This is a genomic window from Cupriavidus cauae, from assembly GCF_008632125.1.
GTDB lineage: Bacteria > Pseudomonadota > Gammaproteobacteria > Burkholderiales > Burkholderiaceae > Cupriavidus > Cupriavidus cauae.
Map to the genome: position 1 here is coordinate 40,158 of NZ_VWRN01000031.1, position 21,887 is coordinate 62,044.

The 21,887-nt window shown below is 70.7% G+C and carries 15 protein-coding genes; 6 read left to right on the plus strand and 9 right to left on the minus strand.

What is annotated here, in order from left to right; translation table 11 throughout:
• Positions 1-17: 17 nt before the first annotated feature.
• From F1599_RS11185 to F1599_RS11205, 5 genes are all read right to left on the minus strand, one after another.
• Positions 18-995, minus strand: a complete 978-nt coding sequence (locus tag F1599_RS11185; protein WP_149317624.1) for a delta(1)-pyrroline-2-carboxylate reductase family protein — start codon at positions 993-995, stop codon at positions 18-20.
• 273 nt (positions 996-1,268) lie between these two features.
• Complete coding sequence (locus F1599_RS11190) at positions 1,269-3,749, minus strand: transglycosylase domain-containing protein (protein WP_150083143.1); 2,481 nt, start codon at positions 3,747-3,749, stop codon at positions 1,269-1,271.
• 86 nt (positions 3,750-3,835) lie between these two features.
• Positions 3,836-4,516 (minus strand): lysoplasmalogenase, encoded by a 681-nt coding sequence (locus F1599_RS11195; protein ID WP_149317623.1) that lies wholly within the window; start codon positions 4,514-4,516, stop codon positions 3,836-3,838.
• Positions 4,517-4,545: 29 nt separating this feature from the next.
• Positions 4,546-10,821 (minus strand): alpha-2-macroglobulin family protein, encoded by a 6,276-nt coding sequence (locus F1599_RS11200; RefSeq protein ID WP_223819579.1) that lies wholly within the window; start codon positions 10,819-10,821, stop codon positions 4,546-4,548.
• Between the two features lie 243 nt (positions 10,822-11,064).
• Entirely contained in the window at positions 11,065-11,538 is a 474-nt protein-coding gene (locus F1599_RS11205; protein ID WP_150083145.1) for an Lrp/AsnC family transcriptional regulator, read from the minus strand.
• Positions 11,539-11,805: 267 nt separating this feature from the next.
• Here F1599_RS11205 and phhA point away from each other — a divergent pair, with 267 nt between their 5' ends.
• The 4 genes from phhA to F1599_RS11225 all read left to right on the plus strand — a co-directional run bounded on the left by phhA (position 11,806) and on the right by F1599_RS11225 (position 16,118).
• Complete coding sequence (gene phhA, locus F1599_RS11210; RefSeq protein WP_150083147.1) at positions 11,806-12,753, plus strand: phenylalanine 4-monooxygenase; 948 nt, start codon at positions 11,806-11,808, stop codon at positions 12,751-12,753.
• A 198-nt stretch (positions 12,754-12,951) separates the two neighbouring features.
• Positions 12,952-13,269 (plus strand): 4a-hydroxytetrahydrobiopterin dehydratase, encoded by a 318-nt coding sequence (locus tag F1599_RS11215; protein WP_149317453.1) that lies wholly within the window; start codon positions 12,952-12,954, stop codon positions 13,267-13,269.
• Positions 13,270-13,558: 289 nt separating this feature from the next.
• Positions 13,559-14,263, plus strand: a complete 705-nt coding sequence (locus F1599_RS11220) for a response regulator transcription factor (protein WP_023263551.1) — start codon at positions 13,559-13,561, stop codon at positions 14,261-14,263.
• 166 nt (positions 14,264-14,429) lie between these two features.
• On the plus strand, positions 14,430-16,118 hold the full coding sequence (locus F1599_RS11225; protein WP_223819600.1) for a sensor histidine kinase: 1,689 nt from the start codon (positions 14,430-14,432) through the stop codon (positions 16,116-16,118).
• A gap of 28 nt (positions 16,119-16,146) precedes the next feature.
• Here F1599_RS11225 and F1599_RS11230 read toward each other — a convergent pair whose 3' ends face one another.
• Positions 16,147-16,743 carry an SET domain-containing protein gene (locus tag F1599_RS11230; RefSeq protein WP_149317452.1) on the minus strand — a complete coding sequence of 199 codons (597 nt, stop codon included), beginning with the start codon at positions 16,741-16,743 and terminating at the stop codon, positions 16,147-16,149.
• 1,146 nt (positions 16,744-17,889) lie between these two features.
• Here F1599_RS11230 and F1599_RS11235 point away from each other — a divergent pair.
• Positions 17,890-18,168, plus strand: coding sequence for an HU family DNA-binding protein (locus F1599_RS11235; protein WP_006579334.1), 279 nt, complete (start codon positions 17,890-17,892; stop codon positions 18,166-18,168).
• 295 nt (positions 18,169-18,463) lie between these two features.
• A complete protein-coding gene (locus tag F1599_RS11240) occupies positions 18,464-19,507 on the plus strand; it encodes a DUF2272 domain-containing protein (protein WP_149317451.1) in 1,044 nt (347 codons plus the stop codon).
• A gap of 36 nt (positions 19,508-19,543) precedes the next feature.
• On the opposite strand, the gene dinB is transcribed toward F1599_RS11240, so the two are convergent.
• Genes dinB through rarD form a run of 3 tightly spaced genes read right to left on the minus strand, consistent with a single transcriptional unit; the run spans position 19,544 to position 21,847 of the window.
• Positions 19,544-20,755 (minus strand): DNA polymerase IV, encoded by a 1,212-nt coding sequence (gene dinB, locus F1599_RS11245; protein ID WP_150083149.1) that lies wholly within the window; start codon positions 20,753-20,755, stop codon positions 19,544-19,546.
• 11 nt (positions 20,756-20,766) lie between these two features.
• On the minus strand, positions 20,767-20,940 hold the full coding sequence (locus F1599_RS25835; RefSeq protein WP_190286341.1) for a hypothetical protein: 174 nt from the start codon (positions 20,938-20,940) through the stop codon (positions 20,767-20,769).
• Positions 20,941-20,956: 16 nt separating this feature from the next.
• Complete coding sequence (gene rarD, locus F1599_RS11250; RefSeq protein ID WP_150083151.1) at positions 20,957-21,847, minus strand: EamA family transporter RarD; 891 nt, start codon at positions 21,845-21,847, stop codon at positions 20,957-20,959.
• Between the last annotated feature and the right edge of the window lie 40 nt (positions 21,848-21,887).

A 21,887-nucleotide genomic window follows, 5' to 3' on the forward strand; every position in this document is an offset into this window, starting at 1 on the left:
CGATGCCTTCCGCGGCGTCATGCGTTGATACCTCGCACCGCCAGGGCGCACGCTGCCAGATCCCACAGCGCATAGCCCACGCTCTTGAACACCAGCGGACTGCCGGTGCGCGCGCGGATCGCGTCCGCGGCCAGGATCGCCGTCTCGAACGGCTGCACCGCGGCCCAGTCGATGCCGGCCTGCAGCAGGTCGCCGGCCTCGTCCTCGATGCCGAACAGCGTATCGGCCAGCAGCCGCCCCGCCTGTGCGGCGCCGCGGCACAGCGCCGGCGGCAGCTCGCACATGTCCGGCCGGAACGCCCCGACCGCGGCGATGAAGTGGTCGTCGCGCCAGCAGCCGGCATCCAGATCCGGCAGCACCGGCGTGCGGCTCGACGTCACGGTGACCACCATCGACACGCGGTCCAACACCGCTTCGATCTCGCCCGCGGCGGATTCCAGCACCTCGGCTTCCAGCCCCAGGCCGCGCGCGTGGGCCGCCAGCGCATGGGCCTTGTCCGCCGTGCGCGAATGCAGCCAGACCCGCCGCAGCGGCAATCCCGCCGCGAAGGCCTCGAGGTGCGTGGTGGCCTGCACGCCGGCGCCGACGATCAGCAGCTCGCCGTCGGGCCGCGCGGCGAAGCGCTGCGCCGCCAGCAGCGACACCGCGGCGGTGCGGCGCCCGGTCACGGTCGGCCCGTCGAGCAGCGCCAGCCGCACGCCGGTATGCGCGTCGGCCACCACCACTTCGCCGAGGATATTGGCCAGCCCGCGCGCCGGGTTGCCGGGATGGACCGTGATGTTCTTGGTCATCACCAGGTCGGCATTGCGCGCCGGCATCACCAGCAGCGTTCCCTCGCCTTCCGGACTGGCGGCGGTCACGTCGCCGACCGGCAGCGCCAGCCGCGGCGGCGCCATCGCGGTGCCGGCGCGCAGTTCGCCCAGCATGTCGGCAATGGCGACAGCCAGTTCGGGATACGGCAGGCGCGCCGCGGTCTGGGCGGCATCGAGCAGCATCGGCGAGGCGATCTGTGATCCGGTCGGTGAGGCGGTCGGCGAGGCGGTCGGTTCGGTAGGCACGGATCGAGGCTCCTGAAGATATTGGGAATGCGGAGGATGGCGGCGGCGCGACGGGTTACGGGCGCGGACGAAGACCATGGGCGGCAGCGAGCAGCGAGCAGCGAGCAGCGAGCGGCGGCGGCGCAAGCGGCAACTAGCAACTAGCAACTAGCAACTAGCAACCAGCAACCAGCAACCAGCAACCAGCAACCAGCAACCAGCAACCAGCGATTATCCGCGCTCGGCCGCGGCGCCCTGCCTCACCGCCGCCCGGCCCGGCGCCGACGGCGGTCGCGCGCCCGCCTCCCGTACGGTCGCGCCGCGCACCTCGATGCGTACCGTATCGATCACCGTGCCACCGGAATCGACCAGCTCGAGCCGATGCCGTCCCGGCCACGGCAGCCAGGCCAGCTTGCCGCCGCGGCCGAGCCGCTTGCCGTCGAGCCGCCAGGCCACTCCCTGGGCGGTGCGGCCGGCGACATCTTCGGCATGCAGCCAGACGCGTTGCGCCTGCGGCGGAATATCGGGATCGAGCGCGAAGACGGTGCCATCGGCCGGGCTCGCGATCGCCGCGCCGCGGCCGGGGTCTGCCGCCGTCCGCGCGGCACTCGACGCTGCACCCGACGCTGTATTCGCCGCCGCATTCAGCGCAGCGCTCGGCGCCGCACTCGGCGCGGCCGTCCGCCCCGCCGGCGCGCCCTGGTGATGGCTGCCGACGGCAACCACCGGCACCGCGGTGCCGGCCAGGAACACCTCCTCGCGCGCAGGCTCGGGTACGCCCTCGAACCGCACCGGCACGCGTTCGACGCCTGTAGGCAGTGCGGGAGGCCGGCTGGCGCGATCGCGATGCAGGAAGGCCATCACGTCGTGCCAGACCGGCGCCGCGCCGGATACGCCGGACACATCGCGCATCGCCGCGCCGCTGGCGTTGCCGACCCAGACGCCGACCGTATAGTGCTGCGACCAGCCGATGCACCAGTTGTCGCGCATGTCCTTGCTGGTGCCGGTCTTGACCGCGGTCCAGAAGCGCGTGGTCAGCGGGCTGTCCAGGCCGAAGGTGCGCGCGCGTGCATGCCGGTCGGACAGCACGTCGCCGATCACATGGGCCGCGGCCGCGGACATCACTGCCACCGGCCGGGGCGCCGGCTCGGCCAGCCGCATCCGCACCGGCGCCTGCCGGCCCTGGTTGGCGAGCGTCCGGTAGGCATTGGTCAGCGTCAGCAGCGACACGTCGGCGCTGCCCAGCGCCAGGCTGTAGCCGTAGTAGTCGCCGGCCTCGGTCAGCGGCAGCCCGAGCGCGACCAGGCGCCGATGGAAGCGGTGCGGGGTCACCATCACCAGCGTGCGCACCGCCGGCACATTGAGCGAAGCGGCCAGCGCCGCGCGCATGCTGACCCAGCCGCCATAACGGCCGTCGTAGTTGCGGGGGATGTAGAGGCCGCCGCCGGTCGGCAGGTTGACCGGCCGGTCGTCCAGCAGCGAGGCGGCGGTCAGGCGCCGCTCCTCCAGCGCCTGCGCATACAGGAAGGGTTTGAGCGTCGAGCCGGCCTGGCGCAGCGCGGCCGCATGATCGACCTGCGCGGCCGCCGACAGCACGCCCGACGAGCCCACATAGGCGAGCACGTCGCCGCTGGCGTTGTCGAGCACCACCACCGCGCCGTCCTCGACATGCCGTCCGGCCAGTTCGCGCAGATGCCGCTGCAGGCTGGCCATCGCCAGCCGCTGCACGCCCGCGTCCAGCGTCGAATCGATCGCGACCGGCGGCGTCCGTGCCGCGCCTCGCACGCCCGGTGCTCCCGGTGCTCCCGGTGCTCCCGGTGCTCCCGGTGCTCCCGGTGCTCCCGGTGCTCCCGGTGCTCCCGGTACTGCCGGTGCGCCCAGTGCACCCGGTGCGCCCTGCACGACCCGATCGACCAGCAGCCGGCCCAGGTGCGGCGCCAGTTGCGCGCGGCCCGGACCGGACGGCGGCATCGCGGCGCGCGCCAGCGCCAGTTGCGTGAAGCCGTCCAGTCCGCTGCAGCCCGCGGGCTGCCCCATCTCCCGCAGGATCTGGCAGGCGCGCTGCGTGACCCGCGCCGGCGCGGCATTGGGCGCGCGCACCAGCGCCACCGCCAGCGCCGCCTCGCGCGCATCGAGTCCGCTCGGCAGCTTGCCGAACAGCGCGTGCGACAACGCCGACAGACCGACCAGTTCGCCGCGCAGCGGCACCAGGTTCAGATAGGCCTCGAGGATCTGGCTCTTGCTCCAGCCGTGTTCGAGCCGCGCCGCGCGCCAGGCCTGGCTCATCTTCTGCGCCGCGCTGCGTCCGCCCGCGCCGCGGCGCAGATCGTCGTCGAGCAGCGCCGCCAGCTGCATCGTCAGCGTCGAGGCGCCGCGCGTGCGCGTGTTCCACAGATTGGCCCAGGCCGCGCCGGCCACGCCCTGCCAGTCGACGCCGCTGTGCTGGTAGAAGCGCCGGTCCTCCGACAGCACGATGGCGGTGCGCACCGCCGGCGAGATCTCGTCGAGCGACACCCATTGCCCGCGCCGCGCGCTGAAATCGGTCCGCACGGTGGCGACCGGCTCGCCATGGCGGTCTCGCACGATGACGTCGGCGCTGCGGTAGCGCTCGCGCACCTGCTCGAAGCCGGGCAGCGCCTCGGCGGACGCCGGCGCGGACGGTATCGCGAACAAGAACGCGATCAAGACCGCGAACAGCAGCACGAACCGCATCCCAAACCACAGAGAACTTGGCAGCGCCCGCGGCAGTGCCGGGGCCCTGGCCACCCGCAACGAGCCCAGCGAACCCGTCCCCTGCCTCATGGCCGCCGCCCCGCGACGATGCCCGCGACCAGCAGCACCTGCGCCGCGGCATAGGTCCACCAGATGCCCAGTTCGAAACGATCGAACGGCGACAGGAAGCGCGCGATGCCGACCAGCGCGTCGGACACGACGAAGCACAGCGCGCCGAGCGCGGCCAGCGGCGTCGGCAGCCGCGCCAGCAGCGCCGCGCAGGCCATCGCGGTCAGCGCGACGACATAGGCGCAGACCTCGACCGTCAGCGTGCCAAGGTTGGGCCAGAAGCGTCCCAGCAGCGTGCCCACCGCACCGATCACCGCGCCGCAGGCGAGCAGCCGGTGCGGGCGGTCGTCGCCCAACAGCGGCAACAGCAGAGCAAGATAGGCCAGATGCGCCAGCAGGAAGAATCCCAGCCCGCCGACGAAGGAGAACGGCAGCCACGGTACCGCGAGCAACAGATCGCCGCTCGCGGAGAACAGCAGCGCGGCGATCAGCCAGCGGCGCTCGCGGCGTACCGGATGGAACCACGCCGCGCGCGCCAGCAGCAGCACCATCGCGGTCTTCCACGCCGGCTGCCAGGCGAAGCTGCCCGTCAGCGGCGTGCCGGGCGGCAGCTCCAGCGCGGCGCTGACCAGCAGCGTGCCGTAGATGGTGCCGGCGACCGCGCCGGCCATCCACCATTCGCGCACCCGCGGCGGCATCGTCCAGCCGCGCCGTTCCAGGACATCGCTCACGGACGCTGCCCCACGGTCAGGCGCGCATTGGGCGCGGCACCGAACACCTCGGGCGCGTACATCGCCTCCACGCGCGTCGGCGGCAGCGCGAACTCGCCGGCGTTGTTCAGCCGCACGGTGTACTCGATGTTCGCCGTGCCCTTCGGCAGATGGGCGTAGTACTCGCGGTAGGCTTGCGGCGTGCGCTCGCTGAAGGCCGGCCAGGCGCCGGTGCGGCGCTCGCCGCGCGTGGCGATCTGCGAATCGCGGCCCAGCCCGCTGCCGAGGATGGTGGCGCCCCCGGGCACCGGATCGCTGACCACGACCCAGGTCATGTCGGCCTGCGCGTCGATCTCCAGCTTGACGCGATAGATGTCGCCGCGCGACCAGCGGCCCGGCGTGGCCTGCTCGACCGCGCTGACGCTGCGGCGGATGCGGTAGCCGGCGGCGATCGGCTCGGCCAGCGGGACCGCCGCCAGCGCGCGTACCGTCGCCCACGGCCGGCCGGCGCCCTCGTGCTGCAGCTGCAGCGTGGCCCGGGCGGCGGACGGACCGGGCTGGGGCGGCTGCACGGGCCAGGGCAGCATCAGCGCGCCCGTCGCCACGCCGTCCTTGCCCGTCGCGGCCGAGCGCCAGTCGAAGCTGCGCGCGGCCTCGCCCAGCGTCACGCGCGTGGCACCGCCCACCGGTTCGCGCTCGAAGACCTGCGCGAACCGGCGCACCGCCAGTACGCCCCAGGCATTCGCATTGGTGGTGTTCCATGCGCCGGCGCTCTGGCGGCCCAGCAGGCCGCTGGCCAGCCGCGGCGCATCCTCGCGCCAGTCGGGCAGTTCCAGCGCCAGCGTCAGCAGCCGCGCGGCGTTGATGTCGCCGCCCGCCATCAGCCACCACCAATGGTCGTCGCGCTCGGTCGAGAACGCCAGCCGCGTGCCCTGCAGGTCCAGGCGCGCGCGCAGCAGGCGCTGCGCCTCGGCCAGCCGCGCCTCGCGCTGCGGCACATCGGGCAGGCGCTGCAGCAACGCGGTCCAATCGAGCAGCGCCGAGGTCGGCCACTGCTGCGGCGCGATCTGGATCGAGCCGAGCATGCGGGCCTGCGCCTTGCCGCCGCGCGACAGCGCCTCGAGCGCGGCCAGCTTGCGGATCTCCAGGTCGGCGGTCGGCGCCCACGGGCGGCGCTGCAGCCGGCCCTCGACGAAGGCGGCCAGCGCCTGTTCCATCCGCTCGCGCGCCTGCGCCGGCAGTTGCAGCGGCAGCCCGGCGCGATGCGCCTCGTCGGCCAGCGCCAGCAGATAGGCGGTCAGCACCTCGCTGCCGCCGTCGCGCACCGCGTCGCCCTGCATCGGGAAATAGGCGACCAGCCCGTCGTCGTCCTGATAGGCCGGCAGTTGCGCCATCAGCGCCTGCCAGCCGGCGGCGTCGCCCAGGCCCACGGCCTTCGACGCACGCTGCTCCAGGCAGGTATACGGATAGCGGGCGAACCAGTCGCGCACGCCGGGCAGGCCGCCGGCCAGCGACGATTGCAGGCCGATCTGCAGGCCGCCGCGCGGCGCCCCGGACGGATCGCGCAGCGCGGCCGCGGGGGCGCGGACCGGCACCGACAGGCCCGGCGCCAGCTGTGCCAGCGTGCCCTGCTGCACGGTCAGCGGCACCGCCGCGGCCAGCCGCTGGACGATGCGGATGCGGTCGGAGGCGGGACCGTCGCCGCCCGTGCCCCCTGTGCCGCCTGTGCCGCCTGTGGCCCCCGCGCCGCCGGCCTTGCCCGTCTCGGTTGCCGCGATCTCCCACTGCGTCTCGCTCTCGGTGGCGGTCGCCTGGCCGCTGCCCTGCGCGATCAGCGGCGCGACCACGTCCCAGCCGATCTCCCGCGCCTGGCCGGCCGGAATCGATACCGTCTGCGTGGGCAGCGCCGCTGCCGCCGGATCGGAAGCCGCGGCGCCGGAGGCAGCAGCAGAGGCAGCAGCGGAGGCGGCGCCGGCACCGGGGATAGCACCGGCAGCGGCGCCTGCCATGGCGCCACCATTGACGCCAACCCGGCCGCCCGCACCGGCCGCCACGCTGCGCGCGCTGACCTGCACCGTCATCGCCCGTGCCGTGGTATTGCGCAGCGTAAACATCGCGCGGTAGCGATCGCCCTCGCGCACCAGCGGCGGCAAACCCGAGATCAGCTGCAGATCCTGCGTCGCCGCCACGGTGGTGCTGCCGGTGCCGAAGCGCGAGACGCCAAGATCAGCGATCGCGACGATGCGAAAGCGCGTCAGCGAATCGTTCAGCGGCACGGTCAGCGTGGCCTTGCCGGCCGCGTCGAGCTGCACGCGCGGGTTCCACAGCAGCAGCGTGTCGAACAGTTCGCGGGTCGGATTCTTGCCGCCCCCACCGCCGGCCGGCACCGCCTTGCGGCCATAGTGGCGCCGCCCGACGATCTCCATCTGCGCGGTCGCCGTTTCCACCCCGTAGCTGCGCCGCTGCAGCATCGCCTCGAGCAGGTTCCAGCTGGTATTGGGCATCAGTTCGAGCAGCGCCTCGTCGACCGCGGCCAGCGCGACCTCGCCGTTGGCGGCCGGCTTGCCGTCCGGCAGCGTGACCTGCACCGTCACCTTGGCCTGGCCCCGCACCGGGTAGCTGGCGCGGTCGGTGGCGACCTTGACGTCGAGCCGGTGCGCCTCGTTGCCGACGCGGATCTCGGCCAGCCCGAGCCGGAACGCCGGCTTCGACAGGTCGACCAGCGGGGTCGGCGCGACGTACTCCCGCCCCTCGCTGCGGAAGGCGCGCCACCATTCGCGCGGCTCGCGCCAGCCCCAGGTGAAGAAGGAATACCAGGGCACCTCGTGCAGGCGTCCGCGCAGCGCCAGCACCGACACGTAGACGTTCGGCCCCCATTCGGGCTTGACCTTGACGCTGACGGTCGGGTCCTTGCCCGCCAGTGTCACCACGTGGGTCTCCAGGATGCCCTCGCGTTCGACGGCCACCAGCGCGGTGGCCTGGCGGAACGGCATCCGTACCTGGAAGCGCGCGGTATCGCCGGGCGCATAGGACGGCCGCTCGGGCAGCACGTCGATGCGGTCGTGGTTCTCGCCGCCGAACCACAGCTCGCCCTGGCCGGTGACCCACACGCTGGTGCCCGCTTCGGAGACGCGGCCCGCATCGTCGCGGGCACGGGCGATCAGTTCCACCTCGCCGGTCTGCTCCAGCGTCACCGCGCACTGCATGCGGCCGCGCGCATCGGTCTTCGCCTCGCAGACCTTGCCCAGGTCGCGCACCTCGGTGCGGTTGTCGTAGCGATAGAAGCCGCCGACCACGCGCTTGCGCGCCGAGGTCGTGATGCGCGCGCGCGCGTGCACCTCCATCGGCACGCCGGCGCGCGGCTTGCCGTCGATATCGAACGCGATGCCGTGCACCGTGGCCTGGCGCTTGACCGCAACCCAGTCGTCGGCGCGAATGCCGGCGACCACCGCGGCGGGCCACAGCGGCAACGTCTGCCGCAGCGTCTGGATCTCGCCGTTGGGATCGGCGAAGGCGGCCTCGACCAGCAGATCGCGCGGCGCGGTCACCGGCGGCAGCGTGTCGAGCGTCAGACGGCCGCCGCCGTTGGCGTCCAGCGTCAGCGCGCGCTTGTCGGCGATCAGCGTCTGGCCGTCCTGCGCCGACGCCCGGTCCTGGTCTTGATCTTCAATCTCGTCCGACTCCTCGCGCTGCTCGTCCGCCGCACGCGGCGCATCGAAGCTGTAGCCGGGGGCATCGGCAAAGCGCGGCATACGGTCGCGCAGCAGCGCGGACACCCGCACCGGCAAACCCGCCGCCGCGCCGCCGGACACGTAATGCACCTCGACATCGAGCGGCAGCGACTTTGGCGCGACCAGCGCCTGCGCACCGCCGGCGGCCGCGGCGCGCACCGTGCCGGTCAGCACCGGCAGCCGGAAGGCCTCGACGCGGAAGGCGCCGCTGTCGTAGCTGCGCTGGCGCGCGTCGGCCAGCTCCACCGTGTAGCGGCCCAGCTTGGCCGCAGGCGGCAGCGCGAAGCGGCTCTCCGCGCTGCGCCCGCCCGAGGCGGTGGTGCGCCATTGCAGCGGCTGCTCGTAGGTCTGGCCGCTGCCCTCGTGGCGGATCACCAGCTTGTCCGGCAGCTGTCCGGACTCGCCGGCGCCGCCCGGCGGCAACGCGAAGCCGCTCGAGGTCTCGACGCGCAGGTAGTGCTTCATCGAGACGGTCTCGCCCGAGGACAGCAGCGTGCGGTCGAACACCGTATGCGCGCGGACCGTGGGCGTGGCGCTGGTATCGGTCGGCACATGAAAGCGCCAGCTCTCGATGCCGCGGTTCCAGTCGGACATCACGAAGGCCATGTCGGCCTGGCCGCGCGCCTGCGGATGCGCGGCGACGATGCGCGCCGAGACGAAGTAGCCCGACAGCCCGGTATCCTCGCAATAGCGGCCGGTCCCGCTGCCGCCCTCGCCGTCGCCTCCATCGCCCAGCCGGCCGAAGCGCGCGACGCCGGCATCGTCGGTGCGCGCGGTGGCGATCAGCTTGCCGCTGCAGTCGCGCACCGCGACGCTGGCCTCGCGCACCGGCTTGCCGCCATCGAGCGTGGTAACCCACGCCATCGCGTTGTCGCGCCCGGCCTTGAAGTGCACGCCGAGGTTGGTGACCAGCGCCGCGGTGCGGACATACATCGGCGCCGGCTTGCCCAGCAGCGCCGCGCCAAGATTCGGCGAGGCGATCTCGACCACGTGAAAGCCCGGCTCCGGCAGCGGAATGCCGACCACCTCGAACGGCCGGCCGGCGCCCTCGCCCACCGAGGCCGGCACGGCCAGCTTGCGCACGCCGGGCACCCCGGCCAGCAGCGACACGGCACGCGTTTCCACCTGCGGCGCGTTGCGCGGAATGCGCGCCGCCGACGGCGGCTTGCCGGCCAGGATCGCGTCGAGTTCGGCGCGGGTCCAGCTGGTCTCGTGCATGCGCCGCACCAGCGCCAGCCAGCGCAGCACCGCGGCATCGTCGTCGACCCGGACCCGGCTGACCATGCCCGCCTCGGCGCGCACGCCGAGCACTTTCAGTTCACGCTCGACATGACGCAGCGTGACCGGCAGCAGCGGCGGATAGTCGGCCGGCTTGTCGGTCTTGCTCCTGGGCAACTCGCCGAAGCGCTCGATCACGCCGAACGGCGCCGCGGCGAACTTGGCCAGCGGCGGCATCGGCGCGGTGGCCACCCGCAGCGGAAACAGGTCGGCGTTGTTCAGCGGCCGGCCGCTTTCGTCCTTCAGGCCGGACGGCAACTCGAGTGTCAGATTGGCGTTCTCGGCGAACGGCGGCTCGAAGCGCAGCGAGGTGATCGTGGCATCGGCGGCCAGGTTCGCCTCCAGCTTCGGCGCCACCGGTCCCGACGGCGTGCGCAGCACCACCGATTCGGCCGCGCGGCGCGCGATCGGCGCCGAGAACTCGAGCGTGATCGGCCGCAGCGGCGTGCAGGGCGCCTGCGCGTTCTCGCGCTCGCAGCTGAAGCTGGCGGTAAACGGCTCGCGCACGCGGTATTCGAAACGGCGCCCTTCCTTGCTGGCCAGGCCCGACGGCGTCGCGATGCCCGGCGTCAGCAGCAGTTCCATCCTGGCGCCGGCGGGCAGCCGCTGCTGGCAGGCCAGCAGATGCACGCTGTCGGCACTGCGCGGCTTCCATCCCAGCGCCTTGAGCACCGCCTCGCGGTCCGCGCCGGTGACCAGCCGCACCGGAATCATCTCGCCGACGCCCTGCGCCTGGCACCACGCATGCTGGCGCACCGAGTCCGGCGTCGCCGGACCGTTGAAGCGCAGCGCGAAGACCTGGTCCTCCTCGATCTCGCCCCCGGAGGGGCGGCTGGACACCACGATCGGACCGCCGGTCTCGAAGCGGTATTCGGACTTGCCGCGATAGTCCTGGCCGGCCTGGCTCTTCAGGCCCGCGCGCAGCCGGACCGTGCACGACACCCCGGGCGGCAGGTCGCGGACGAAATCGAACACCCAGTTGCGGTCGTCGACCCAGCGGCCTTCGCCGGCCAGGTCGGCCGGCGCGGCGCCGGTACATTGCACGGCAGCCGGCGCGGTCGCGCGCAGGTCGCCCAGCGGCACCATCGACTGGTCGAAGCGCAGCGTGACCTGGCGGACCTTGGAAGCCTGGCCTTCCGGGGAAATACGCGTCAGTTGGGTGGCCAGCGCGGCGTGGGTGCCGAACCCCAGTACGCATGCCGCTAGGGCATGGGCGAACAGGCGCCGGCGGTCCGGCCTGCGAGCACTGCGCCTGGCAACATCGCCCGGGACGTCTGCCGCCATGTCTGCCGGGACGACCGACGCTGCTTCCGCCGCGACGTCCGCCACTTCCTTCATTTCGCCTTCCCCGCCAACGCCCGTGGCCCGGTCTCGCATCTGATCCCTCTCCGGATGGTCGCCCCGCTCTGGTGCATCAGCGGGCACCTGGCGAGAGTGACATGCGAGGCGCCGGCGCGCAAGCCAACCGACGGGTCAGCGCCGAAAGGTCAGCGCCGGAAGGGTCAGCCAGGCGTCAGCGCCGCAGTGTCACCGCAGATGCGACAGCGGCAACGCCCCTTCCCGCTTCAGCGCGGTCAGCACGATATTGGAACGCACGCTCTCGACGCCGGGCACGCGCATCAGCTTGCGCATGGTGAAATCGGACAGCGCCGGCAGGTCGGTGACGACGATGCGCAGCAGGTAGTCCGCCTCGCCGGCGACGGAGTAGCACTCCTGCACCTCCTCGAGCAGCAGGATCTCCTCGCGGAAGCGTTCGATCGCCGTGTCGCCATGGTGGGCCAGCTTGACGCTGGTAAAGACCAGTACGCCCAGGCCCAGCGCGGGCGGCGACAGCACGACCCGGTAGCCGGCGATCACGCCCTCGGCCTCCAGCCGGGCGATGCGCCGGCCCACCTGGCTAGGCGACAGATGGACCTGCTCGGCCAGCTGCTGGTGCGTGCTGCGGCCATCGGCCTGCAGCGCGGCCAGCAGGGCCAGATCGAAGTTGTCGAGGCTCAGCATACAAGGATCCTGCATCGGTTTTGCGTTTTATGCAGATTACCCGCATCGGAACGGCAATCCAAGCCGTTTTTGCGGGCTCTTTGCAGCGCCATCTCGGTAGACTTTGCAGAAATCCCGCATGCGCGAGGGACCGCGTGCGGCAAACCTGCAAATGCCAGCCCGGGCGCGCCCGTCCACGGTAGTGGACACGACAGCGGACACCACAGCGGCCGCCCCAGCCGCCACGGCCCAGGGCATGGCCCCACCGAATCGCCGGAGACAAGCCAGATGGAAGCGATCCTCGACCAGACCCAGGACCAGAAAGCCGCGTCGGCGCCCGCCTTTGCCGGCACGCTGACCGACAAGCTGAAGGAGCAGTTCGAAGCCGGCCTGCTGTCCGACCCGGACCTGAACCCGGACTTCACCATCGCGCAGCCGCTGCACCGCTACACCGACGCCGACCACGCCGTCTGGCGCCAGCTGTACGCGCGCCAGGCCTCGATGCTGCGCGGCCGGGTCTGCGACGAATTCCTGCGCGGCCTGGACACGCTGGGCATGGACGCCGACCGCGTGCCCGACTTCGCCCGCCTGAACGACAAGCTGATGGCCGCCACCGGCTGGCAGGTGGTCGCGGTGCCGGGCCTGGTGCCGGACGAGGTCTTCTTCGAGCATCTGGCCAACCGGCGCTTTCCGGCCAGCTGGTGGATGCGCAAGCCGGAGCAGCTGGACTACCTGCAGGAGCCGGACTGCTTCCACGACGTGTTCGGCCACGTGCCGCTGCTGATCAACCCGGTCTTCGCCGATTACATGCAGGCCTACGGCCAGGGCGGCCTGAAGGCGGCGGGCATGGGCGCGCTCGACATGCTGGCGCGGCTGTACTGGTACACCGTCGAATTCGGCCTGATCCGCACGCCCGAGGGCCTGCGCATCTACGGCGCCGGCATCGTGTCGAGCCAGGGCGAGTCGATCTACAGCCTGGACTCGGCCAGCCCGAACCGGATCGGCTTCGACGTCCGCCGCATCATGCGCACCCGCTACCGGATCGACACCTTCCAGAAGACCTATTTCGTCATCGACAGCTTCGAACAGCTGTTCGACGCGACCCGCCCGGACTTCACGCCGCTGTACGCCGAGCTGCGCCAGCAGCCGACGCTGGGCGCGGGCGACATCGCCGAGGGCGACCAGGTGCTGCAGGTCGGCAACCGCGAGGGTTGGAGCGACAGCGACGATATCTGAGGCCGCTGCGTTCGGCGGCCCTTTGCGGGACGCCGGTTGCGCGCTGGTTCGCGCCGATTGCACGTCCGTTGCGCGCCTGTTCCACGCCATTCCGCCCCATTGCCGGGCTTTATGAAAGAATGCCGGCATGCCCGACCGCAACGGCCGGGCGGGCCGGCTCTGCCATTTTCCGATTTCGACTTTCCGGGCCTTGCCATCATGACGTCTGCCACCCTTTCCCCCTTGTCCGAACAGGAACGCGCGCCGCTGCTGGCGTCGCTGCCCGGCTGGACCGCGGTCGCCGATCGCGACGCGATCCACAAGCGCTTCACCTTCGCCGACTTCAACGCCGCCTTCGCCTTCATGACGCGCGTGGCGATGCAGGCCGAGAAGGCCGACCACCATCCCGAATGGTTCAACGTCTACAACCGCGTCGACATCACGCTGTCGACCCATGACGCCAACGGCCTGACCCAGCGCGATATCGACCTGGCGCGCTTCATCGAGCAGGCCGCGGCGACGCTGGCCAAGCGCTGAGCGCTGAGCGGCGGGGCGCGCTGGTAAAGGCGTGTTGCCAGACATCGGGCGCCGACCGCGGGGAGCCGCCGCGTAGCCCGATCGCAGGCCCGACCCGGGGGGCGCACCGCCGGGCCCAGCGTGACCAACCGCGGTCCCCCGCCGCAAGCCAATCGAAAGGAAGGCCCACGCCTTGCGCGGTACAATCGGCGGCCAGGCGGGGCGCCCGGCACCCGAAGCGCGACGCCAGCCGCGCTACCTGCGGCGCTCCTCCAAGCACCCCTGCCGAACCCAGCCGAACCTTTCGCCCATGCGCATCCTGTTGATCGAAGACGACCGCCAGATCGCCAGCGGCGTCGAAGCCGGCCTGTTCCAGGCGGGGCACCAGGTGCGCGTCGTCCATGACGGGGTCTATGCCACCGAGCATCTGCTCAAGGAGCAGCACGACCTGGTGATCCTCGACCTGGGCCTGCCCGGCATCGACGGCATGACCCTGCTGTCGCGCTACCGCGCCCGCAACCGCACCACCCCGGTGCTGATCCTGACCGCGCGCGACGAACTCGAGGACAAGCTGTCCGGCCTGAACGCCGGCGCCGACGACTACCTGGTCAAGCCCTTCGCCTTTCCCGAACTGGAGGCGCGCGTGCGCGTGCTGCTGCGCCGCAGCCAGCATGGCGAGGCGGCGCCCGACCGCGACGTGCGGCTGGGCCGGCTGCGGCTGTCGGGCAGCGACCGGCGCATGTTCCTCGACGGCAAGCCGCTGGAACTGTCGCCGCGCGAGTTCGCGGTGCTCGAGCTGCTGCTGCAGCGGCAAGGGCGCGTGGTCAGCAAGGCCCAGCTGCAGGACCACCTGGCGACCTTCGCCCATCCGGCCGGCGATGGCGGCGACACCGTCGGCGATACCGCGATCGAGGTCTACGTCCATCGCGTGCGCAAGAAGCTCGAGGACAGCGACGTCGAGATCGTGACGGTGCGCGGCTTCGGCTACCTGCTGCAAAGCCGCGGCCAGGCCTAGCGCGAGGCGCGGCGTGCGGCGGCTCCAGGCGCCTCTGCGGAGCGCGCGCGGCGAAGGTCCATCCGGCGGCCAGGGCGGTACCGGGGGGACCAACGGCAACGGAGGGGCCGGCGGTTCTGGCGGGGCTGGCGGTTCCCGTTCAAACGGCGGCGCCCAGCAGGTACGCCTGGCCTCGACCCAGAGCCTGCGCGTCCATCTGCTGCGGGCGCTGGCCACGCCGCTGTTCGCGCTGGTGCTCGCCAGCGGCTCGCTGTCCTACTGGCTCGCGGCGCACTACACCACGCAGGTGTTCGACCGCGCGCTGTACGGCGTCGCCAACAATATCGCCCAGCAGATCCGCATCGCCGGTCCCCGGCTCGAACACGACATCCCCGCGATCGCGCAGACCTTGGTCGAGGCCGAGGGCAGCGACCGCATCTACTGGCGCATCCACGGGCCCGACGGGCTGATCGGCGGCATGGATACCTGGCTGGGCTACGGCACCGGCCAGACCACGCTGCACGACGCGCGGCTGTTCTACGCCTGGTTCAGCGGACGGCAGGTACGGGCGGTGCGGCTGCCGGTGCATCTGGATCCGGTGCAGACGACCCCCGCCGATGGCGACATCGATACCACCGCCGACATGGCGGGCGGCGTGGCGGACAACGTAACCGACAGCGTGCCGAACGACGCCGCGGGCTCGGCCAGCGCGCCGCAGGCCGCCGGTTCGCCGTCACGCGGCCCCATCGTCGTCGAGGTGGCCGAGCTGCTGGACCGGCGCGAGACGGCCGCCAACGAAATCCTGCTGTCGGTGTCGGTGCCGCTGATCCTGCTGCTGCTGGTCGGCAGCCTGATCCTGTCGCACGTGCTGAAGGAAGAGCTGGTGCCGCTGCAGATCCTGACCGACAAGCTGAACCGGCAGACCGCACGCTCGCTGGCCTCGCTCGACGAGACCCAGGTGCCGGCCGAGGTCGAGCCGCTGATCCGCGCGCTGAACGCGCTGCTGGCGCGGCTGCGCGACGCCCTCGACGCCCAGCGCAAGTTCATCGCCGATGCCGCCCACCAGTTGCGCACGCCGCTGACCGCGGTCAAGCTGCATGCCGACCGCGCGGTCGAGGCGGAGAACCCGGAGGTCACGCGCCACGCGCTGCGCGAGCTGCAATCGGCGGCGGACCGCGCGGTGCGGCTGTCGAACCAGCTGCTGTCGCTGGCGCGCGCCGAGCCCGGCCTGTCGCTGGAGCGCCTCGGTCCGATCGAGCATTTCGACCTGGCGACGCTGGCCTTCGAGACCGGCGCCGAATGGGTGCCGCAGGCGCTGGCGCGCCATATCGACCTGGGTTTCGAGACGCTGCCGGGGCCGACCTTCACCGGCGCCGCGCCCTCGATGGTGCGCGGCAACCGGCTGCTGCTGCGCGAGGCGCTGAACAATCTGATCGACAACGCGGTCAAGTATGTGCCCGCCGGCGGCCGCATCACCGTGCGCGCCGGCGGCGAGGCGATCGGCCATCGCGGCATGGCGGTGGTGATGATCGAGGACAACGGGCCCGGCATTGCGCCGGCGCGGCGCGAGGAGGTGTTCAAGCGCTTCTTCCGTGGCGACCATGTGCCCGGGCGCAGTCCCGAAGCCACCCCGGGCGGCGCCGGGCTGGGACTGGCGATCGTCCACGAGATCATCAGCCTGCATCACGGCAGCATCAGCATCGAGGACGTGCCCGAGGTGGAATCACGGCGCGAATCGCAGCGGGAATCGCAGCGAGAATCACAAGGCGAATCACAAGGCGAATCACAAGGCGACTCGCAGCGCGCCGATGGCCAGGCGCGCGCGACCATGCGCTTCGTGATCCGGATTCCGTGCGAGGCGCCGGGCGCGGGCTAGCCCTGGACCGCGCCCCGGCGGCAGGGCTTCAGCGCTTGCCCTTGGGCGCCAGCATGGTGCCGCGGCAGTTCGGGCTGCCGCAGCGGCACTCGAACTCCTTCTTCAGCTTCTTCGTATAGCGGGCGTCGATCACCAGCCCGTAGTCGTAGAACAGTTCCTCGCCGGCCTCGATATCGCGCAGCGCGTGGATGAACACCCGGCCCTTCTTCTCGCGCGCCTCGCAGTTCGGCTCGCAGGCATGGTTGATCCAGCGCGAGCGGTTGCCGCCGAACTTGGCGTCGAGCACGTCGCCGCCCTCGAGGCTGAAATAGAAGGTGTGGTTGGGGTCGGTCGGATCGTGCGGATGGCGATCCAGCGCGGTCTCCCACGAGATGCGCTCGCCCTTGTATTCGATGATCCGTTCGCCCGCGGCGATCGGCGCGATCGCATAGACGCCCTTGCCGTGCACGCCGGACTGGCGGACCTCGATGCGGTCCTTGGCGGTCCTGGGCTTCTTCTCTTTTGCCGCTTTTGCCGCTTTCCCCGCCTTTTCGACCTTTTCCAGCTCTTGCGCCTTCGCGGCCTTGCCCGCCTTGTCGCTCTTTTCTCCCTTGCTGTCCTGCTTGCGCTTCGACTGTTCGGCCATATCCGTCCTGTTTACCGTCTGTTTACCGTCGTCTGGTCTGTCTGCTGGTCGTGTGCCCGATGCCGGCGCCTGCCATCCGGGCGATGCGGGATGATACCCGCGCCGCGTGACGGTGCGTGGCTGGGCGTATACCTCGCTTTCCGCGTGACCACGTCTGACTTCCGCCTCACGCCGGCCTGACGCCTCGTTTCGCAAGGGCCGGCGATCGGTTAACGCAAGAACGTGCAAGAAGCGGTCCATCAGACACGCCGTCCGCCCGGCGTATACCGGTCGGCAGGGGTCGCGATGCGGGTCCGCTCTGTGGACAACCCGGCCTTCTTCTGTGGATAAGCACGCGGGTTTGATGTGGGCCGCCTGGGGCTGGCATGGGGATGCCTCGGGCATAAGTCCTAGCCTTGTCGGCGGGGTCCTCCACCGAACGGCTGAGTCATCCACCTGCCCCGGGATTTCGTCCCGATGGTTCTGCATTCGGTAAACCGTTGATTCGACTGACGTATACCGACTTGTCCACAGAAAGGGGGCGGGTTTACCTACTACTACTATCCGTATACATCAAAAGAACTATCTAAACCAAAGGGACTACGTCCCCCTGTCGGCTGCGAAGCGAAACGGGGAAAACGAGGTAAACCCCGCGGGCTGCGTTTACCTCCATCGACGGGTATACGTCGGACGCGGTTACCCGCTCGACGCGTATACCCTGGGCAAGCCCATCGTTCGGACAGCGGTATACGCCTGAACCTTGGCAGCCGAACGTCGACAAACCGGCGTATACCCAAGCCGGCAGCGGCCGGGACGCGACCGGAAGGCTTCGGAGCCCCTCAGAGGCCTTCAGAGGCCGGTTAACGCCCTGGACGGCACATGGCACGTCCGGGGCAAGCCGAGGCCGCCACGGGGCGTATACGGCCCCATGGACGACAGCGTATACGGCAGCGCATAGGGCGGCTTGTGCCGCCCGTAAACCGTCGCGATCCCCCCTCCCACCCCGGCAGGCCTTGTCCAGCCAAGGGTTGCTGTAACAATGTCGCGCGGGGACCGGCCGGCGTGACACGGTATGATGTGGCCCGCAGCGCCTTTTCCGGGGCCACGTCCGGCACACCGGGCGGGCGGGAAGGCAATGTGTTTTTTCAACTCGATACGGAGTGAAGCATGACGAAAACCGAACTGATCGACGCGATCGCCGCGGGTGTGGATGGTCTGACCAAGGCCAAGGCCGAGCAGGCACTGAACGTGACCCTGAACGCCATCATGGACGCCGTTGCCAAGGGCGACACCCTGAGCCTGATCGGCTTTGGTACGTTCAGCCAGGGCGAGCGTGGCGAACGCATGGCCCGCAACCCGCGTACCGGCGAAGAGATCAAGGTCGAAGCCGCGAAGACGGTCAAGTTCAAGGCCGGCCAGAAGTTCAAGGACGCCGTCAATCAGTAAGCTGTCAGGCGGTACCGACAAGCCCGGTTCTGCATGGTCCCGCCGTGCCGCCGCCCGTCGCCGCAAGGCGAGCGTGGGGCACTGGGCGGGAAATGTTATCCACAACGTAGCCGCAAGGCTTTTCCCCGTTTTTCCACCGGCATCGGCCCCTGGGCCGTGCGGCGCCCGATGCGGTGCCGCGAAGCCTGCCGCGGCGTGCCGGTTCCGCGTTCTTTCCCGTGTTTTTCCCGCATTCCACGGGCCTTGCAGCGCCATTGCGCGCCAATTACTCGTCGTAGCCCGCCGTTTTCAGGTCATGCCGATGCGCGCCTTGCCACCCGGATTTCCACAGCGTTATTCACATCGTTTCTCACATGATTTTCCACAGCGCTCCGCGGGTTTGGCGGGACGTGCGTTGACCGTGCTGCGTACCCGTTTTTCCGTGCTTGCCGGCACGGTTGCCGCCTGCCTGCTGACCGCGTGCGCGACGCCCCCTTCCCAGCCGCCCTCGCCGCCGCCGACCGCGCGGCCGCAGGCGATGCCGTTGCCGCAGGCCCAGGTACAGGCGCCGGCACCGATGCCGGGCGCCACGCCGCGCCAGCGCATCGTGCAGATCGCGCTGCAGGAATGGCAGCGCTGGGGTGGCCAGACCATACGCATCGGGCGCGACGACACCGCCTGCGTGGTCAGCAGTCCGCTGCCACCGCCGCCGCCGGCGCTGCCTGACGGCATCGAGGAGCTCCTGCAGAACGGCTCGCTGAACGCCTCGTCGGCCGATACCGACGAGAGCTTCGGCACCACCGCCGCGCCCGGCTGCGCCGGCTTTCCGGACGGCACCGGCATGGAAGCGACCCCGCAGGGCTGCGCGCTGGCGCAGCGTTATTGGGCGATCGTCGGCAAGGAGGTCGATTGCCAGCAGATCACCGAGGGACGATGGGCCTGGTCCGCGGTGTTCATTTCGTGGGTGCTGCGCCAGGCCGGGCTGAACGAGCGCCAGTTCCTGACCGGGCAATCGCATTCGATGTATGTGGTGGACGCGCGCGACGGCATCCTGCCTGCGCCGGCCTTCCGCCTCGAGCCGCTGCCGGCCATGCCGCGCCCGGGGGACATCCTGTGCGCCGGCCGCGGCCGCGACAAATACCTGAGCGGCGTCGACGAAATCGGCTTCGGCACCACGCCGATGCACTGCGATATCGTGGTCGAGATCGATGCCACCGCCCGCGTGGTCAAGACCATCGGCGGCAATCTGCAGCAGTCGGTGTCGATGGAACTGATCGAGCTGGGCGATTCGGGAATGGTGGATGGCTTCACGAATTCGCACGCGCCCTGGCTGGTGCTGATGCGCAACCAGTTGCCGTAAGCCGGGACGGAGGCGGCGGGCCTCGGATGCCAGGCGTCAGCGGCGTTCGTGCCAGTCGCCGCCTCTGTCTCCGTCTCCATCGCGGCCGCCGCCCTCACCCCCGTTCTCGCCCTCACCGTCGTTGTCGTCGATCTCTGAATCGACATCCCCATCGACATCCGCATCGACATCGGCCAGATCGCGGAACAGGTCCAGCTGCGCGGTGTCAGGATCGCTGGTCGCCACGCCGACGCCCAGCAGCCGTACCGGCAGCCGCCTCCGCGCATGGCCCTCGGCCAGCAACCGCGCGTAGACGGCGCGGTCCGGCATCTGCCCGCGGCATTCGACCGTGGTCTGGCGAAAATCCGAGAAACGCAGCTTGACCGTGAGCTTGTGGATCACGTGCTGGGCGCCGGCCCGCGCGATGCGGGCCTCCAGCTGCGCGATCAGCGGGTCGAGCTCGGCCAGGCACGCCGGCAGGTCGGGCAGGTCGTCGGCATAGGTCTCCTCGACGCTGATCGACTTGCGCTCGCGCTCGGGCGACACGCGCCGCTCGTCGATGCCGCGGCACAGGTTGTAGAGCCGGCCGCCGAAACTGCCGAAGTGCCGATGAAACAGGTCCGGCGTCCAGGCCCGCAGATCGGCGCACGTCTTGACGCCGAGGCGGTTGAGCTTGGCCGCGGTAACCCGCCCGACGCCATGGATGCGCTCGACCGGCAAGGCGGCGACGAAGGCGTCGACCGCTTCGGGCCGCACCACGAACAGGCCATCGGGCTTGTTCCAGTCGCTGGCGATCTTGGCGATGAACTTGCTCGGGCCGACGCCGGCCGAGACCGTGACGCCGACCTCCTCGCGCACGCGCCGGCGGATCTCCTCGGCAATGCGCGTGGCGCTGCCCTGGTGCTGGCGGCACGCGCTGACGTCCAGATAGGCCTCGTCCAGCGACAGCGGCTCGACCAGTTCGGTGTATTCGCGGTAGATGCCGAAGATCCGGCGCGACGCTTCCTTGTACTTGTCCATCGCCGGCCGCAGGATCAGCAGCTCGGGACAGCGCTTGACCGCCTGCGCCGACGACATCGCCGAGCGCACGCCATAGGCGCGCGCCTCGTAGTTGCAGGTCGCGATCACGCCGCGCCGGTCCGGCGAGCCGCCGACTGCCATCGGCCGGCCGCGCAGCGAGGGGTCGTCGCGCATCTCGACCGAGGCATAGAAGGCGTCGCAGTCGCAATGGATGATCTTGCGCAGCGGCGGGACCGGCGTGCTGGTCATTGGGCGTTCGACTATTCGTGGCAATAATCAAACGCTGCCGAGCAGGCGCCGGCCACATCCGTCGCATCGATGAAAACGCATCGATTCGTTCGAAGTGCCGGCATGGCGATCGTCGCGGCCACCCGCTCGATAGGCAAAATCATGATGCCGAGGAATGATCGAGCTTCGTCGACAAGGCGGTTCATCGATACCGCCGATGGATCACTCCACCGCCACCGCGGGCGAACGGCGCCGCGACATCCAGAAACCCTCCAGCGCATAGAGCGCCAGCGATACCCAGATCATCGCGTAGCCCAGCTGCTTGTCGGCCGGGAACGGCTCGTGATACAGCCAGACGCCCAGCAGCAGCTGTAGCGTCGGGCCGGTGTACTGCAGCAGGCCCAGCAGCGACAGCGGGATGCGCCGCGCGGCCGCGGCGAAGAACAGCAGCGGCACCGCGGTGACCGGTCCCGCCATCGCGACGAGCAGCTGCACGCCCAGGCTCGCATGGGCAAAGCCCGCCTGACCGGTGGCGAACATCCACGCCAGCGCGCCGGCGGCGAACGGGAACAGCAGCAGCGTCTCCAGCGACAGCCCCTCCAGCGCGCCCAGTGCCGCGGTCTTGCGCAGCAGGCCATAGCCGCCGAAGGTGCCGGCCAGCGCCAGCGCGATCCACGGCAGCTGCCCGGCGGCGAAGGTCAGCCACACCACGCCGGCGGCCGCCAGCGCGATCGAAACCCATTGCGCCGGCCGCAGCCGCTCGCGCAGGAACACCACGCCGAGCAGCACGCTGAACAGCGGATTGATGAAGTAGCCCAGGCTCGCGTCGACCACGCGGTCGTTGGACACCGCCCAGATATAGAGGAACCAGTTGCCGCACAGCAGCGTGGCGCTGGCGACGAAGCCGAGCAGCAGGCGGCGATCGGACCAGACCGCGCGCAGCCAGTTCCACTGCCGGCGGATCGCCAGGATGGCGCCGAGCAGCACGAGCGACCACACCATCCGGTGCAGCAGGATCTCGAGGGGCGCGATGCCGTGGAGGGATTTGATGTACAGGGGCAGCAGGCCCCAGATGATGTACGCCAGCAGGGCGTAGAGTATGCCGGTCTGCATCGGAGAATCCTCTCAGAAGCAGGGGATTCTACCGGTGCGG

Coding starts and splice junctions, on each gene's coding strand:
- F1599_RS11185 (WP_149317624.1), bottom strand. CDS start 995: ATGCTGCTCGATGCCGCCCAGACCGCGGCGCGCCTGCCGTATCCCGAA.
- F1599_RS11190 (WP_150083143.1), bottom strand. CDS start 3,749: ATGCGGTTCGTGCTGCTGTTCGCGGTCTTGATCGCGTTCTTGTTCGCG.
- F1599_RS11195 (WP_149317623.1), bottom strand. CDS start 4,516: ATGCCGCCGCGGGTGCGCGAATGGTGGATGGCCGGCGCGGTCGCCGGC.
- F1599_RS11200 (WP_223819579.1), bottom strand. CDS start 10,821: ATGGCGGCAGACGTCCCGGGCGATGTTGCCAGGCGCAGTGCTCGCAGG.
- F1599_RS11205 (WP_150083145.1), bottom strand. CDS start 11,538: ATGCTGAGCCTCGACAACTTCGATCTGGCCCTGCTGGCCGCGCTGCAG.
- phhA (WP_150083147.1), top strand. CDS start 11,806: ATGGAAGCGATCCTCGACCAGACCCAGGACCAGAAAGCCGCGTCGGCG.
- F1599_RS11215 (WP_149317453.1), top strand. CDS start 12,952: ATGACGTCTGCCACCCTTTCCCCCTTGTCCGAACAGGAACGCGCGCCG.
- F1599_RS11220 (WP_023263551.1), top strand. CDS start 13,559: ATGCGCATCCTGTTGATCGAAGACGACCGCCAGATCGCCAGCGGCGTC.
- F1599_RS11230 (WP_149317452.1), bottom strand. CDS start 16,743: ATGGCCGAACAGTCGAAGCGCAAGCAGGACAGCAAGGGAGAAAAGAGC.
- F1599_RS11235 (WP_006579334.1), top strand. CDS start 17,890: ATGACGAAAACCGAACTGATCGACGCGATCGCCGCGGGTGTGGATGGT.
- F1599_RS11240 (WP_149317451.1), top strand. CDS start 18,464: ATGCCGATGCGCGCCTTGCCACCCGGATTTCCACAGCGTTATTCACAT.
- dinB (WP_150083149.1), bottom strand. CDS start 20,755: ATGACCAGCACGCCGGTCCCGCCGCTGCGCAAGATCATCCATTGCGAC.
- F1599_RS25835 (WP_190286341.1), bottom strand. CDS start 20,940: ATGAACCGCCTTGTCGACGAAGCTCGATCATTCCTCGGCATCATGATT.
- rarD (WP_150083151.1), bottom strand. CDS start 21,847: ATGCAGACCGGCATACTCTACGCCCTGCTGGCGTACATCATCTGGGGC.